We start from the raw sequence: 313 nt of genomic DNA on the forward strand, positions 1-313 counted from the left end.
CGCCAGCGAGCGTCTCGAAACCCCGCCCGACGACAGACCGCCGCCCCTCGCCAGGTCTCGTGACGGTCGCAGAGCGACCTCCTCGACCACCGGGGTGGTCGGGACTCGCTACCTCAGATCAGCGCGGGCCGCACGATCGTCGCCGCCCGCGAGGGACCGACACCGATGACCGACATCCGCGCGCCCGCCAGCTCCTCGACCCGCTCCACGTAGGCGCGGGCGTTGGCCGGGAGGTCCTCGAAGGTGCGCGCGCCGGAGATGTCCTCGGTCCAGCCGGGGAGGTACTCGAAGATCGGCTTCGCGTGGTGGAAGT

1 protein-coding gene is annotated in these 313 nt (G+C 71.9%); it reads right to left on the bottom strand.

All coding sequences use genetic code 11. The features are described from left to right. Positions 1–113: 113 nt before the first annotated feature. The coding region (locus KSO97_RS17525) for an adenylosuccinate synthetase (protein ID WP_232682035.1) at positions 114–313 on the bottom strand (200 nt) is incomplete at its 5' end.

The organism is Nocardioides sp. R-C-SC26, assembly GCF_021246465.1.
Taxonomy (GTDB): domain Bacteria; phylum Actinomycetota; class Actinomycetes; order Propionibacteriales; family Nocardioidaceae; genus Nocardioides.